Annotated in this window: 12 protein-coding genes; 11 read left to right on the forward strand and 1 reads right to left on the reverse strand. The window is 44.9% G+C overall.

The features are described 5' to 3' along the window. The first annotated feature begins 8 nt into the window (after positions 1 to 8). The 11 genes from GQY55_RS12510 (at position 9) to GQY55_RS12560 (ending at position 14,472) form a co-directional block, all read left to right on the forward strand. Entirely contained in the window at positions 9 to 641 is a 633-nt protein-coding gene (locus GQY55_RS12510) for a ThuA domain-containing protein (protein ID WP_160041785.1), read from the forward strand. A 478-nt stretch (positions 642 to 1,119) separates the two neighbouring features. After that, positions 1,120 to 2,280, forward strand: a complete 1,161-nt coding sequence (locus GQY55_RS12515) for a GntR family transcriptional regulator (protein ID WP_160041787.1) — start codon at positions 1,120 to 1,122, stop codon at positions 2,278 to 2,280. Between the two features lie 779 nt (positions 2,281 to 3,059). Continuing rightward, on the forward strand, positions 3,060 to 3,869 hold the full coding sequence (locus GQY55_RS31350) for an ABC transporter permease (RefSeq protein ID WP_268895010.1): 810 nt from the start codon (positions 3,060 to 3,062) through the stop codon (positions 3,867 to 3,869). A gap of 32 nt (positions 3,870 to 3,901) precedes the next feature. Next, positions 3,902 to 4,822: a carbohydrate ABC transporter permease gene (locus GQY55_RS12525; protein ID WP_160041791.1), complete on the forward strand. Its 921-nt coding sequence runs from the start codon at positions 3,902 to 3,904 to the stop codon at positions 4,820 to 4,822. 15 nt (positions 4,823 to 4,837) lie between these two features. Next, positions 4,838 to 6,571: an extracellular solute-binding protein gene (locus GQY55_RS12530; protein ID WP_236575576.1), complete on the forward strand. Its 1,734-nt coding sequence runs from the start codon at positions 4,838 to 4,840 to the stop codon at positions 6,569 to 6,571. A 400-nt stretch (positions 6,572 to 6,971) separates the two neighbouring features. Next, positions 6,972 to 7,550, forward strand: a complete 579-nt coding sequence (locus tag GQY55_RS12535; RefSeq protein WP_236575577.1) for an SGNH/GDSL hydrolase family protein — start codon at positions 6,972 to 6,974, stop codon at positions 7,548 to 7,550. A gap of 83 nt (positions 7,551 to 7,633) precedes the next feature. Continuing rightward, positions 7,634 to 10,000 carry an ABC transporter gene (locus GQY55_RS12540; protein WP_160041795.1) on the forward strand — a complete coding sequence of 789 codons (2,367 nt, stop codon included), beginning with the start codon at positions 7,634 to 7,636 and terminating at the stop codon, positions 9,998 to 10,000. Further along, a complete protein-coding gene (locus GQY55_RS12545; RefSeq protein WP_160041797.1) occupies positions 9,997 to 10,965 on the forward strand; it encodes a serine hydrolase domain-containing protein in 969 nt (322 codons plus the stop codon). The genes GQY55_RS12540 and GQY55_RS12545 overlap by 4 nt, the downstream gene beginning before the upstream one ends. 157 nt (positions 10,966 to 11,122) lie before the next feature. Continuing rightward, complete coding sequence (locus tag GQY55_RS12550; protein WP_201452145.1) at positions 11,123 to 11,881, forward strand: cyclase family protein; 759 nt, start codon at positions 11,123 to 11,125, stop codon at positions 11,879 to 11,881. Between the two features lie 315 nt (positions 11,882 to 12,196). Beyond that, the gene (locus GQY55_RS12555; RefSeq protein ID WP_160041801.1) at positions 12,197 to 13,312 is read left to right on the forward strand and encodes a kanamycin nucleotidyltransferase C-terminal domain-containing protein; all 1,116 of its coding nucleotides are present in this window, start codon (positions 12,197 to 12,199) and stop codon (positions 13,310 to 13,312) included. A 128-nt stretch (positions 13,313 to 13,440) separates the two neighbouring features. Continuing rightward, positions 13,441 to 14,472: an aminoglycoside phosphotransferase family protein gene (locus GQY55_RS12560; RefSeq protein WP_160041803.1), complete on the forward strand. Its 1,032-nt coding sequence runs from the start codon at positions 13,441 to 13,443 to the stop codon at positions 14,470 to 14,472. Between the two features lie 195 nt (positions 14,473 to 14,667). On the opposite strand, the gene GQY55_RS12565 is transcribed toward GQY55_RS12560, so the two are convergent. Next, positions 14,668 to 15,213: a TetR/AcrR family transcriptional regulator gene (locus tag GQY55_RS12565; protein WP_160041805.1), complete on the reverse strand. Its 546-nt coding sequence runs from the start codon at positions 15,211 to 15,213 to the stop codon at positions 14,668 to 14,670. Positions 15,214 to 15,348 lie beyond the last annotated feature (135 nt).

A 15,348-nucleotide genomic window follows, 5' to 3' on the forward strand; every position in this document is an offset into this window, starting at 1 on the left:
CTATGAATATGAAAGCCATTGCACTTGGACAATACGAGGGAGCAAAATATCATCCTTTTACGAATATTGATCACGAATTACAAGCCATATTTGAGCATGTTATTAAGGTTGAATATACGGATGATTACGCCGTGCTTCAGGAGGATAAGCTGGAGGGCTATGATCTGTTCATATCTTGCGCGGACTTTTCGGATCTCGAGATACCTGAAGATCAGGTACAAGCGCTCATATCCTATGTGAAAAAAGGTGGGGGGCTGCTGGCTATCCACAACGGTATCTCTCTGCAGCAAAGCAAAGAGCTGGAAAAATTAATCGGCGGCATGGTTACGGGACATCCGGAATATACGTCACTGCCAATTCGATACAATCATGGGAATCACCCTATTGTGGAGAATTTCAGCGATTTTACAATAGATGAAGAGCCTTTTCGGTTCGAGCTGAGTCCGCATGAATCGGCGGTTATTCTTGCCGAATATGAGCATGATGGCCAGCGGTGGCCTGCTGCGTGGGCACATACATATGGCTCTGGCCGCGTAGTATATCTGATGCCGGGGCATCATCTTCCATCTTTCCTAGTAGAATCCGTGCGTAAGCTGATTCGGAATAGCGGAATGTGGGCTGCCCGGGGGTACGTAGAGTAGAGATTCGACACAAATAATTTATGAAAACGTGTACCGCTATTAAAGGCGGTATTTTTTATAAGTGCGCCACGCATGGCGAATAACTAGGTGGGAACTCGGGTATATCCCGCCGAAAATGAACCTTGCTAAACCTTAGTGATTTTTTTAAGTCAATTAAAGACAATTAGTGCCTTTAAAATCTAGGATAAATAAAAATCTACCGTAGTCGTGAAATAAAGCATGGGACAAGAGTGGGTAGGAATCATAAAATAGGTATTTGGCAGTGATGCCAAGTACCTTTTTCGCTTTTGTCTGAAGAATCTGCAAGAACGATGGAAACTTATTGATTTTAATTAAATTAATCCCCCAAGAAAGACCGCCAATTCCCCTACTGTAGGCGCAGCAACAACCACAAACGAAAGCAAGGTCATGGAATAAAACGTTTGCGTCTTTCGTAATTTATATATTGAACATATTGATATGAAATGTGGTGATTCGGATGAACTCAACGGATAGAATACCTTTGTATCAGATGGTTCAAGAGTATATACGCGATTTGATCACGTCGCAAGTATTGAAGGTTGGAGACCGTATACCTACGGAAAAGGAACTCATGGAGCGTTTCGGAGTAAGCAAGATTACCGTCGTTAATGCCCTGTCCGGTTTGGTTAACGAAAGAATCATCACAAGGGTCCCCGGAAAGGGGACTTTTGTAAGCGACCATGAATATGAAATTCCGACGACATCTCCTAAAAGTGCCGTAAAGCATATCAATAAAAACAGCGAGGAAAGCCGGACGCGCTTGATCGGCCTCATTATGCCCAGCATTTATGACTATTTTACGATTAGGCTTGTACATGGCATACAGCAAGCACTAAATGAGAACGATTACCGTTTCGTCATTTATTTATCGGAGGGCAACATTGAGAAGGAAAAAGAGGCGATCCAGACATGCAGTAAAATTGGAGTGGAAGGGCTGCTGATTTTTCCGGTTGACGAGGAATTATTCAACGAGGAAATATTAAGCATGAAATTTGCGGGGTTTCCGTTCGTTCTCATCGACCGTTACCTTCCAGGGGTGGAAACTCATTATATAGCATCGGACGGTAGGCTTGGCGCTAACATGGCTGTAAATTACCTGTGGGAGCTGGGGCATCGTGAAATCGCCATATGCTCCGATTCGCCCATACAAACCGTTACCGTTCAAGAGCGGATCGATGGATATATGAGTGCCTTCAAGGAAAAGGGGTCGCTCATTAACCCTGCCCACATTGTCACCGGTTTTGAAATCGGAAGTCTTGAGCGAGCAGAAACGCATCCACTGTACCGCTATATCCAAAATCGAATGGCAACGGCCTATATTACGCTCAATGGAAGTCTTGGAGTGAAAATCTATCAGATGGCGCGCCAAGCAGGATTGAAGGTGCCTGAGGACATATCCATCATCAGTTTTGACGATCCGACTTCCATCATCGAAGGCTACAGCACGTTCACGCATGTTAAACAGTTCGAGCGGGACATGGGCTACCGCGCGGCTTACACGCTGCTTGAGGTCATTCACAGTGATGACGGCGAACACGGAAAGTACATTAAAACCCTCGTTGAACCGGAATTGGTGATTGGCGAGACGACGGGAAAAAACGTTTTCTCCCCTACATGATATGAACGCCCGCTTCTCCCTATATATAACCTAATAACGAGTCCAACGGGCTTTCTTTCGAACCTGACTAGGGGAGCGAGGCCGGTTGGACTCTTTTCTTAAGGTCAACAGCAACTTTCTCTCATGAAATCCCCCGTATAAACCCCCCAATCAATAAAGAAATCCAACAGCAGCCGTTCAAACAATTCACAGGTCGCTTGATCTCAATATAACGCTCTTTATCAAACCATTTATATCTATATATTCAATATAATGTATCCATTCAAAAGAATAAAAACGCCTGAAAAAGTACGGGAAAAAGGGAGCACTTTGACCGGTTTCTGTTACTTAAGTTACAGGAGCCTCCTCTTGGTCAAAAGCAGCTTCCGTTTCACTGCTACACTGCACCCCAATTCATTGTTTGTTTTATAAAACCGCCAAAACCTTTTTTCGACCTGAAGGTTACTTTTTATCTGAACGAGGAAATTATGGAATTATTCTTAGGCCATATTGAATATATTTAAATCATCGAATAGAAACCGTTTGCAATGAAGGGGGGAACAGTCGCTATATGCCTTACAAAAAAATAAGACCGGAATCAATTTTAAGGGCGCATGGAGCAGTCTCGATACGACGAAGATGTAGGAGGTGTGCGGAGAATGGTACCCAAAAGTGTTGTTATCCCTGGATATGAGCAATTAAAAAGGAACAGGAAATTAACTAGAATATGGCAATTCAGGCATATATATTTATTTATTCTTCCGGCGATCCTATGGTTTCTGGTTTTTGCTTACTATCCGATGTACGGCATTTTAATAGCGTTCAAAGATTACAAATTCAATCTGGGGATCTTGGGGAGCCCGTGGGCAGGCTTTAAATATTTCGAACAGTTTTTAAACGATTCCAGTTTTTACGATGTACTCCGAAATACGTTATCCATTAGTGCCCTTAAACTTATTTTCGGATTTCCGGCCCCATTGGTCCTAGCCTTAATGCTCAATGGAATCATGCACAAAAAATTCAAAAGAGTGTTTCAAACGATTTCCTATCTGCCGCACTTCGTCTCGTGGGTCGTTGTCGTTACCTTGCTTCAAAAAATCCTGTCCCCGAATGTTGGGCTGATCAATGACATTCGGTACCAAATGGGTTTGGATCCGATCTTTTTTATGGGAAAGCCGGAATTGTTCTATCCATTGGTCATCATTTCCGACATCTGGAAAGGCGTAGGCTGGGGTTCGATCATTTATTTAGCCGCGTTAACGAATATCGATCCGCACTTGTATGAGGCAGCCGAAATCGACGGGGCAGGCCGGTGGAGCAAACTGTTTAAGATCACGCTTCCATCCCTTACGCCAACGATCGGCATATTGCTCATATTCTCCCTTAGCGGAATACTGAACGCCGGTTTTGACCAAATCTGGCTGATGCAGTCCCCGGCAACGTTAAGCGTCTCGGAGATCCTGGACACGTACGTCTTAAAAACAGGCCTCCAACAAGGGCAATTAGCCTATTCCACGGCCATTGGTTTATTCAAGTCTGCGATCTCGCTGCTTCTCATCGTTGTTGTCAACAAAGTATCCAAACGCGTGAGCGACGTATCGTTATGGTAATAATCAAGCGCTGAAGACGAGGAGGTGTGTGTATGGGTGTAAGAAGGCTGACGCCGGCAGATAAACTGTATATGACGCTTAACTATTCGGTGCTGCTTTTATTCTGCGCTACGGCACTGTATCCGTTTATTTATTTTCTGGCCCTTTCTTTCAATGACGGCTACGATGCGATGAAGGGTGGAATCTATTTTTTTCCTAGAGTGTTTACATTAGAAAACTATGCGAAAGCTTTTAGCAACCCTTTGATCTTAAATTCGTTTTATATTTCCATTTCCCGAACCCTGATCGTAACGGTTGGCTCCGTATTTTTGACGGCCTTATTGGCCTACGCCCTTTCGCGGAAAGGGTTGCCCGGAAGAAAATATATCGTATTCTTCTTTTTCTTTACCACGCTGTTCAGCGGAGGGCTTATTCCGACTTTTATCCTGTACCGGCAATTGCACATCCTGGATACGTTTTGGGTGTTGGTATTGCCGTCCCTATATAGTTTTTTCAATGCGATTATCATGAAAACCTTCTTCGACGGGATCCCTGAAGGTCTGGCGGAATCGGCACGGATCGACGGAGCAAGCGAGTTGTCGGTATTTGCAAGAATCGTGCTGCCGCTTTCGATGCCGGTGCTCGCCACCATTGCCTTGTTTGTCGGGGTGGGCGTATGGAATGACTGGTTTACCGGTCAGTTTTTCATACAGAATGAGAAGCTGCAGCCTGCGGCTACGTTCCTTAACAAAATGATCAGCGAAGCGTCTTTCCAGTCGATGACGTCGTCGTCGGGAAACAGCGGATCTGCGATTCAAAACATGACCCAGTCTCAGCTGGAGCTGCGGGGAGTAACTCCGGAAGCCTTGAGGATGACTTTCGTCATTATCATCACGACCCCGATCATCTGCGTGTACCCATTTCTTCAGAAATATTTCGTCAAAGGCGTATTGGTAGGTTCGCTTAAGGAATAGTTGGTATAAAAGGTTATGCCTTTTATATATAAACTTCCAATGGAAGGGGATTGTAGGATGAGGAAGAACAGGCGCAAAAGCGTTCTTGCCATGGCACTAATCGCTTTATTGCTGTTAGTGACCATGACGGCATGCACGGGAAAAGGCAAAGAAGAGAAAGCAGGCACGGTTGACCCGGGTCCGAATAAGTCAGGTACTGAAGAAATAAAGCCGGTAACCTTGACTTTCCTCAGTGCTTGGAACGGCGGCGGAGCCGGTTTCCCGCAGGATCAGAAAAATAATCCCGTTGCCCAAAAAATCAGGGAAAAAACGGGGGTCACGTTAAACCTCGAATCCATCACAACAAGCGAAGTGGAAAAACTAAACACCATCTTTGCTTCCGGCACGGTTCCGGATATTGTTAACGCTCCTTTCTGGTCTACGACAGGAGGAGAGGGACAAGTCATCAAGAAGGCGGCCACGGAAGGACAGCTTCTGGATTTAACCCCTTATCTCGATAAGTACCCGAATATTAAAAGACTGGTGACGACCGGGATCGCGAAAGATTTTGCCGAGTTCGATCTCAATAGTCCCGATTTTAAAGGCAAGACGTATCTCATTCCTACGGAGACCCCGGACGGAACCCCCGAGAGCATTCACAATTGGAATTACGGCCTTTTTGCCAGGGGAGATATCCTGAAAGCGTTAAATGTAAAAGCAGAGGATATTGATACGGAAGACAAACTATATGATCTATTGGTCAAAATCAGAGATGGCGGTTTCAAGGACATTGGCGGGAAGCCGGTCATCCCGGCCGGAACGATGTGGAATGGATGGGATTACGGCCAATTCCTTGCCGGGTGGTCAGATTACTCGATTTCGGACTTCCGTAAAGAGGACGGGAAACTGATCCACTGGACGCAATCCAAGGATTATGAAGCTAAGCTGTTATACATGAGAAAGTTATTAAAGGAAGGTTTGTTCGATCTTGAAGCCTTCAACAATACGAGCACGACAGCGAATGAAAAGCTCACGACGGGCAAGCTCGCCGTATTCGGTGCCCAACCGATGTTAGCCGATTTACAAAAAACGCTTTATAAGACGAATCCGGAAATGCAATATGAACTACTCGGACCGATGAAGAATAAGAACGGAGACATTCGAACGCAAGTGGAAAAACCCGGCCGTTCCGGCTTCCCCGTCCTTTTCTTAAGCGCGAACATCAAAGATCCCGATGCGGCTTTACGGTACATTGATTATGTCAACAGCGAAGAAGGCCGATTGCTAGCGTATTTCGGGATCGAAGGAACGCACTACACCATGCAAAACGGGGTACCGCAATGGATTCCGGATGTGAAAAAACAATTCGACGAAAACCCGGATCTGAAAAGAGACGCAGGGCTCAATTTTCTTCCAGGAAGATTCATCGGGGCATTCTCCAATGAAGTCACTTGGCCTACGCCCGAAGATCAAAAAACGAAGTGGCAAAAGCTGGAGGAGAGCTTCTCGGCAAAAATGCCTATCAAAATCATAGACAAGGTAAGCGCCAGCTATCTCGAAAGAGAGTGGCCCAAATATCAGGAATTTATAAGTAAAACCAGCAGTTTGAATTTCGACGATGAATTTAAAAAAGCATTTTTTGCGGCGTCGGATCAAGAAGCTCTAAATATACTTCATAGTATTCAAGAAAAATTCAGAGCGGCCGGCGTGGAAGAAATGGCGGAGTTCGTGGCTCAAAAAGCTGCGGAAAGAGATGATGTAGGGTTCTAGTACAGGATTATGGGATGGCTTCATTGCCATCCCAATTCGCTTTCTAACCGTACTCAAATTCACATTTTCCATTCTCGAAGCATGATCATCCCCAGTCTTGGTCGCTGCTTTTTACCGGTATCCTGAATATACAGCATTACGTCACGTAAGGATCAAGTCACTCTTCCAAAAAATTCCGTTGTTAGTTATCAAAAACGTCCGATGGTATTCGAGGTTCGAAGGAATTAATTCAAGAATGGAAGAAGAAAGGCATCCGGATTTTAATGTATGTCTTTTCACGATTAATGGGCAGGATTGCGCAGGTCAAAGGCGAATTGAATAAGCAAAAAACTGTTTTTATTTAAGTCAGAGATGGAAGGATCATCTGAGCATTATGAACCTATCGGCAACAATCAGCAATTTGGAAAACGGCAAACAGCAGCATATCGTCGTTTATGGAACCAGTCTAACCGAAGGCGGCGCTTGGGTCAGCGGATTAAAGGAAATTCTGGATCGTCGGTTTCCGGGGCAAGTGAAGTTGACCAACAGCGCCAAAGGTGGACAATGGTCAGACTGGGGACTTGAAAATTTGGAGGAACGTGTAATTGCTCTTGCTCCCGACGCCGTTTTTCTGGAATTCGCTATAAACGATTCATTTTTGCCTTATCAGACGAGTGTTACGAAATGCGGTGAAAACCTGAATGCCATGATCGATCGAATTCACGCTGCCAACAAGAATTGCGAAATTCTGTTGATGACCATGAATCCACCGGTTCGGGAACCCCTGAAAATCCGTCCTCTGATTAAGGAATATTATCAGGTGTACAGAGATACCGCTCGTAAGCGCGGGCTTTTGCTCATAGACCATTACTCGGTTTGGCGGAGCATGTTAGACGATAATCCCGCCGAATTCGACCGGCTTGTTCCGGATGGACTTCACCCTTCGGACGAGGGCTCGACTAAAATAACGCTTGCCGAAATCGTCAGGACCTGGTTGTAGCAGAAACGGAGCCTTGACGAATCATTAAGGAGCCTGCCTCCTAGGTAGGTTTTAAGAAATCATATTATGAAAGGCAGCGTACGATGAACGAATATATCGAGATAAAGGGTGCACGGATTCATAATTTGAAAAATATCGATCTTCGAATTCCGCGGGGCAGGCTGACCGTGATCACCGGAGTATCCGGCAGCGGGAAATCCAGTCTCGCATTCGACACATTGTATGAGGAAGGCAAACGCCGTTACCTCATGTTTTCTGGTACGCAGTTCATGGTGGATGCCGCACCGACCTTTGATCAAATCACAGGTTTAGCCCCTACCGTCGCAGTGGAACAGAGAATTATTCGCCAATCCAATCCACGTAGCACGGTTGGGACGCGGACAAAGATCGGCAATATGCTCGCCGTTTTATTTGCTACATATGGCAGGAGAGACCCAAGTTACGACGATGGGCTTCCTCTAAGCATGGACATGTTCCAGAGGAACTCACCGAAAGGAATGTGCGTAAAGTGCTTAGGTAATGGAAACTTGTATTCCATTGATGAAGATAAGATATTTTCAGACGGAAAAACTCAGTTAAAAGATCTATTAGTCGAAAGGTTGCTATATCGGGGAGGGGCAAGAAAGAGGTTAGACGAATTTTGTGCTTATCATGGACTGACTGTAGCGCAACCACTTCATACATTGAGTGATGAACAACTGTTAGCTTTAAAATATGGAGACCGTGGAAAGACAAGTTTTCAGGGTGTCATTCCATGGCTGCTGAATGGATTTAAATGTGGTGAAATTAGCGGAAGGCAAAATGGCATTTTATCTGAAGCCTACGGTAAGAAGGAACGTTGCACCAAATGTGAAGGAACCGGCTTGGGTGAACACGCAATGCATACAACAATAGCTGGAAAAACCATCACCACGCTTGAGAATATGTATATTAAAGACTTGAATGATTTTTTAACAAAGGAAAAGTCGGGGTTACCCGGTATGACACTTATCAACGAGATGATCCTTAAGCTGGATTGTATGGTTGATGTGGGCCTTCACCATCTTTCATTGTCGCGACCTGTCCCAACCTTATCGGGCGGTGAAATACAACGCTTATTTCTCGCTTCTTTTATCATAGCTCAGATGGATTCGATCATCTTTATATTCGATGAGCCGACCATCGGTTTACATGAAATTGAGAAAGCAAACCTCATACAAATCATTCAAAATCTTGTTCATCGGGGAAATACGGTAATCGCCGTTGAACACGATGAAAATTTTATGCGCGCTGCGGATTATATCATTGATCTAGGACCCGACGCTGGGTTTTACGGAGGCCAGCGTATCTTTCAAGGCAGCTTCGACGATTTTATGACCTGCGAATTATCGAGAACCGCACCATATTTAGCCGATCAAAGAAAGCTGCCAGTAAAGACGACATATTCTAAGATAAATCCGGCAAAGATGCTGACGATTGAAAATGCATGCCTGCATAATCTTCGAAACTTAAAAGTACAAATCCCCCTCGGTGTAATGGTAGGGATCGCAGGCGTATCGGGCAGCGGGAAATCGAGTTTGATCTCAGGCACCTTGGTGCCTAAATTAAAAGAGCTTCTTACAATCGCAGATGAAGATGAAGAAACGGTATTTTTGTCCGATGCAAGGGTAAGTGGAATCGAATATATCAAGAAATGCTTCGTCATTGATCAAAAGCCCATAGGAAGAAGTCGAACTTCATGTCCGGCAACCTACACGGGGATTTTCGATCGGATCCGAAATATGTTTGCAAGCACGTCTGATTCGATAGAGAGAGGATATGGAGCAGGATTATTTTCACTGAACTCCGAAGGTGGATGCCGTCAGTGCAAAGGTGATCGAGTGATTCGATATCATGTGGGTTTTGGAAACTATATCGAACAAAATTGCGACGCTTGCGGAGGAACAGGTTTTATAGATGAAGCCATGGAAATAACGATCGAAGGCAAAAATATACGGCAAATCCTCGAAATGAGCGTATCGGAAGCGATAGCGTTTTTCGGAAATGAGGAAAGTGCCGCATATGATAAAAATATCTGTCATATACTACTTACTCTTGAACGAGTAGGACTAGGATATATTAAGCTTGGGCAGCAAACACCGACCATTTCCGGCGGGGAGTCTCAACGGATTAAGCTCGCGAAAGAGCTTGGCAAGCAATCCGGTAAGGATCGTTTGTATATTCTCGATGAGCCTACAACCGGATTATCATTTTCCGATAGTGAAAAGCTTATCAAGCTGATGCTGGAATTAACTGGGCACGGGAATTCGATCATTGTGACCGAGCATGACCCCGTAGTGTTAAGCAATTGCGATTATATTATAGAGTTGGGTCCAGGAGGCGGCAGTGATGGCGGGTTTATTATTGCGACCGGAACTCCGGAGCAATTGAAAAGAAACGAAAAATCGATTATCGGCAGGTATTTGAGATGACCTTAGAGCTGCAATATTCCACGCCCCAGGCGGAAGGCCTGAATGCGGAGATGTTAGACGGTCTTGATTATTTTCTTAAACAAAGGCGGTATCGGCTTGTCAACAGCGTGCTTGTTGTGAAAAACGGCAAAATTGTATTTGAAAGATACTACAACAAATATAATGAAAATAGCAGAAATCATATTAAATCGATATGGAAAAGCATTCTTTCACTCCTAACGGGGATTTGTCTCGATAAAGGCATGATTCGAAGCCTGGACGAGCCAATCGGCGATTACCTGGCTGCGTTTCAAATGGGCGTTCATCCTTATCATAAGGCGATAACGATCCGACATCTTCTCACCATGTCATCAGGGATTTACTGGAACGGCGGCGTTCATTATCATTGTCCAATGGTTGAGCAAATGAAGCGGTTGAGGGATTGGATCGCGCATGTCGCAGATGTTGCGATGAAGGACTATCCTGGAAGCACCTATGTATATAAAGAATGGGATGCGCTATTGCTATCTGCTGTTATTGGAAATGCTTTCGGAAATACATCTTATGAACTGTGTGAGGAACTGTTATATAAGCCTTTAGGTATATTGAGTGGAAAATGGGCTGAAAGCCCTTGTGGCGTATCGTATACCGTAATGAAGGGAGAGGAACATTCTGATTTATCCGCCAGAGATCTTGCGAAGATAGGATTGCTAGTTCTAAACAACGGCATTGTAGAAGGCAAACGTATCATTTCTGAACATTATATTAAGGAAATGCTAAGGCCGACCGAGAACAACAGCTCATATGGATATTTATGGTGGATATTAGAAAACGGCTATGGATGCAGGGGATTCGGCGGACAAGAGATCAATATTCTGCCTAAACATAACATGATAACAGTTATCCAAGCTACCCCCACTCCATCAAGCAAAACTTATGGAGATATTCATAAGGACGTTCTTGAGAAATCTGTTGTCTTAGCATAATATGTTCTAGCAAAAGGCGGAAAGTATAAGTGGGTCTAACAGTTGGCGTAGACTCACTGCTCAAAAGGATGCCATAAAACGTGACAGTCGCCCCCTGCTATTGGTGCAATTTGGTATAATATGCATGAATCAGAAGGAGAGGGGAAAGAAAACCACCATGAAGCTTATTGATTTGAGCGTGCCGATTAGTCCGCGTATCCGCGAGCCGCTGCCGGCGAAGATCGAATATGCGACCCATGAAGATGGTGCGCGGCAAGCGGCCGAGATACTTGGACTGAAGCAGGAGGATTTTCCAGAGAGCAAGGCGTGGGCAACGGAAATGGTGACGCTGAATACCCATTCGGGTACTCATATCGACGCGCCGTGGCATTACTGGCCGGTCTCGGAAGGGAAGCAAGCAAGGACGATTGACGAACTGCCGCTCGAATGGTTTTATTCGGACGGCGTGGTGCTCGATTTTAGCGCGAAGCCGCCGGGATATGAGATTACGACAGACGACCTGATCGCCGAACTGAAACGGATCGAGTATACCCTGAAACCTTTCGATATCGTTCTCATTCGGAGCGATGCGGACAAACGGCTGTATCACGAGCATTATGCATTTCTTCATGCCGGGGTATCGGCCGAAGCTACGCTGTGGCTTCTGGACCAAGGCATCAAGGTTGTCGGCACTGACGGCTGGGGCTGGGATATTCCGCTCAACCTGCAGGCTGAAGCGTATAAAAAGCAGCCGCGGGAAGGCGTGCTGTGGGCAGCGCATTTTGTCGGCAAGGACAGGGAATATTGCCAGATTGAAAAGCTGGCTAACTTGGACAAAATACCGAAACCGTATGGCTTCAAAGTGTGCTGCTTTCCGATTAAAGTCGAAAAAGCAAGCGGCGGCTGGGCCCGGCCGGTCGCAATCGTGGAGGAATGAGGCAAAAAATATAGCAAGCATCATGTTGTTGGATGTAATAAAAAGACGGCGGCCGGTCTGGATGATCGGCTGCCGTCTTTTCGTTGGCGGGCAAATTGGTTTCAAATGCCCGGTCGGGAGATAAACAGGTCTCGAATATGATCCATATCCCAAAATTTGATTAAACCTGTTTTAAGCTGACAGTCTTTTTATAAGTTGCGACCATTCAGGGGAAGTTTGTTTTTAATTACCTTTTCCCTTCACTTCTACGGGATGACAACCTAAACTTGAAGTACTACAAAACCTAGACTTGAAATATAACATGGAGGTTATCTGATGGTTGATGTTTTTGCTGTGGCTGACATTATTGTCAAACATATCAAGACCCATTACCCCCAGGATGTTGCTATTGTCGGCTATTACGGATCTTATTTGCAGGGTCGGGCGACGGAGCGATCAGATTTGGATTTCTTCTTCATTCCGGCCACGGACAGAGGAAGACAAGTTGAGTGCCAGTTTATCATCGACGGCATAAGCTTTGATTTCTGGCCGATCGGATGGGATCGTGCTGAAAGAATGGCATCATCTGAAGATTGGAAGACGACGATTATAGCAGACTGTAAGCTTTTATATGTACGATCCGAAGATGATCTTGCCAGATTCATGAAACTTCGCGAGACGATATCCAACATGGGGAGTGAATCCCAAGTTCCTGCCTTCATTAGCAAGGCCGAGTCTGCAGTAAAGGATTGCCTTATCGGCATCGCCAAAATGCGGCTTGCCGAATCCTCCCATGAACTGACTTACTGTCGAACCGAGGCTCAGGAGATTGCGAGAAATATTTTCATGGGTCTTGGCTTTTTGAACCAAATCTATTATACGCGCAGTTGGGGCCATTATCGTGAGCAAGTCCGAAATCTTCCCATTAAGCCGGACCGACTCGATCAATACCTTGATACCATTATGTTCAGTACAACTCCTGATGAGATTATGTCAGCATGTGAGAAATTGACTGAAGATACGCTTCGCCTTATATCGGAGCGACAAAACAGACTAGAAGAAATCCGCTCCTACAAAGCGCGAATGAAGGGGTATTACGAAGAGGAAAGAGGGATGATGAACAAACTGTTAACCGCGTGCGAAAAAGGACATTACGAAACAGCTTACTTCGTTGCTATTGGTGTACAAGATGGGTTAGCCCGAATGTTGTACGCGGCGGAAAAGGGACGTTGGCCTAGCCATGTTGACATGGGTGAGCATCGCGAATTTTACGTCCGTTACGGGTATCCGGATCTTGTCGCGCTTTTGGATCCAACAGATTTTGAACCGTTGCGATTAGCCGTTCTGCAGCTTATTGAGAAGTTAGAAAATCACCTCAAAACAGAAGGTGTATCTTTGAACCAGTTCGACTCTGTTGCTGAATTCGAGTCATTTTATAAAAACAGGGTTTGATGTCATGTGAACTGATCGGTTCCTTATATTACATAACTGTTCCCCAACGAGGAATGTTTGTGCAGTGGGCGACGAACATCAGGCACAAAAATGTTTCACCTTGTAAAAAACGATTGGAGGACTTCATTATGAGCGAAATCAAAGCCGAAACTCTGACACAGGTTTTAAGCCAAATGCTCGGCACTAAAATCATCAGCGCCGATATCCGGACCAAACCATTGCATGGCGGTACAGTAGGTAATGTACGGCTTGTAACTGGCATTGCCAAAACCACTGACGGCGGGGAAATAACCTATAAAATCGTTTTAAAAACGCAGAAGAAATGGGAACGCTACAGCGATCCCGGTTCATGGCGCAGAGAATATGATTTTTATAAATCCAGTTTCGGCGCTCTGTTTACTGAATCATTCCGTTGGCCGGAATGTTATCACGTCGAAATGAACGAAGAAGAAAATGAAACGCAGATATGGATGGAATATATCGAGGGCATATCGGGTGTAGACTTGACTGGCGGTATGTATGAACGCGCAGCCGAGGAATTAGGACGGTTCCAAGGCAAGTTATATGCCGAACAGCCGGCTTTTTTACAGAATATGACCAATCTGAGCGAAGTGGGCTATATGAAGAATTTCTATCTTCATTACCGGTCATGGAATAGAGTGTATGATTATATACGTTCCGACGATTGCGATATCCCGAAACATCTATGTAAAATGCTCATCGACGTTGATGAAAGCGCAGAGGAAATATTCAACCGTATTGAAAAGCTGCCCATCGTGCTGTGCCATAGGGATTTTTGGGTGACAAACATCATTTATACAGACGGTAACATCATACTCATCGACTGGGACACGACGGGGTGGGGCTATTTAGGTGAAGACATGGCAAGTCTTATCGCGGACGATGCCGATATTGAACACATGGTTGAATACTACCATAGATGTATCCCGGCGTATTACAAGGGCTTTTCGGAATTTGCGGATATTTCGCACATAACGGATAACTGCATTTATGAGATGATTCTCCTTTTGTTCGGGTACAGGCTTGTAGAGGGGTATATGGACGCAGGAGCGGGAGACAAACTCCAAGAAACGGATGATGAAAGAACGCTGCACCTCCGTACTCTGCAAAAAATCTTTGAGATGAGGAATGAACAATGATGGGACGGCGGACTTTTCCGATTTTCAACACCAGGTGCTGAAGGGGACATGAACATAACGCTTAAAAGCTGCGTATCTGCGGGGCGCCTTTGCCTCTACTTATTAACAGAAAACCACCTGGAACTCATAATTTCGACATGAATTCAGGTGGTTTTGTTATTCCCATCGAAGCCTGTTTGAGGTGCAAAATCCGGATTAAAAATTTCGATCCAACAATATCCCCGTCTGTTCTGCCATGACGCGAGGGGGAACAGGCATTCCATTCCTGAACCACCATTCCACGGCCCCCACGACGGCTGCCCCGAAAAATTGCAGGATAACCTCTCGATTTAAGCCTTGATTTTTCCCTTCGGTTACATCAACTTCAATCTCATACTCTTGGACGATTAAATCAAGGAACCGGCTGCGAAAATGGGCTGCGCTCTTGGTGGTTAGCATGATTGAAAAAAACAGATGATGCTCTGCAAAATATTCGAACCAGACGTAATTTCCTTCTTGGAAGCTCATTTCCGATGCAGATCGGCAAAGTTCACTGAGATTACTGATGTGTTCTTCGATAATTTTATCCAGCAGGTCATATTTATCCAAATAGTGAAGATATATCGTACCCCGATTCACATTTGCTCTGTCGGAAATATCCCGGATGGTAATGTCATCAAAGTTTTTTTCGGCCATCAGTTCGAGAATGGCTTTCTTGATGGCTTCTTGGGATTTGAGTACCCTTCGATCCACTTTAGTCATGTTTAAAAAGTCCTCCATTTTAAGATAATCGGCAATTATGGATCATTTGTTGAGTAACGTACACATTGCGAGAAAATGACCATTGTAAGCATAGGGTTTCTGTATAAAATTATAAACACGAGTTGATTAAACAAT

The sequence above is a fragment of the Paenibacillus sp. USDA918EY genome (genome assembly GCF_009870825.1).
Classification (GTDB): Bacteria; Bacillota; Bacilli; order Paenibacillales; family Paenibacillaceae; genus Paenibacillus_AQ; species Paenibacillus_AQ albilobatus.

Bases quoted from the DNA above. Each gene is read 5' to 3' on its own strand.
- GQY55_RS12510 (WP_160041785.1), top strand. From the start codon at position 9: ATGAAAGCCATTGCACTTGGACAATACGAGGGAGCAAAATATCATCCT.
- GQY55_RS12515 (WP_160041787.1), top strand. From the start codon at position 1,120: ATGAACTCAACGGATAGAATACCTTTGTATCAGATGGTTCAAGAGTAT.
- GQY55_RS31350 (WP_268895010.1), top strand. From the start codon at position 3,060: ATGTACGGCATTTTAATAGCGTTCAAAGATTACAAATTCAATCTGGGG.
- GQY55_RS12525 (WP_160041791.1), top strand. From the start codon at position 3,902: ATGGGTGTAAGAAGGCTGACGCCGGCAGATAAACTGTATATGACGCTT.
- GQY55_RS12530 (WP_236575576.1), top strand. From the start codon at position 4,838: ATGCCTTTTATATATAAACTTCCAATGGAAGGGGATTGTAGGATGAGG.
- GQY55_RS12540 (WP_160041795.1), top strand. From the start codon at position 7,634: ATGAACGAATATATCGAGATAAAGGGTGCACGGATTCATAATTTGAAA.
- GQY55_RS12545 (WP_160041797.1), top strand. From the start codon at position 9,997: ATGACCTTAGAGCTGCAATATTCCACGCCCCAGGCGGAAGGCCTGAAT.
- GQY55_RS12550 (WP_201452145.1), top strand. From the start codon at position 11,123: ATGAAGCTTATTGATTTGAGCGTGCCGATTAGTCCGCGTATCCGCGAG.
- GQY55_RS12555 (WP_160041801.1), top strand. From the start codon at position 12,197: ATGGTTGATGTTTTTGCTGTGGCTGACATTATTGTCAAACATATCAAG.
- GQY55_RS12560 (WP_160041803.1), top strand. From the start codon at position 13,441: ATGAGCGAAATCAAAGCCGAAACTCTGACACAGGTTTTAAGCCAAATG.
- GQY55_RS12565 (WP_160041805.1), bottom strand. From the start codon at position 15,213: ATGACTAAAGTGGATCGAAGGGTACTCAAATCCCAAGAAGCCATCAAG.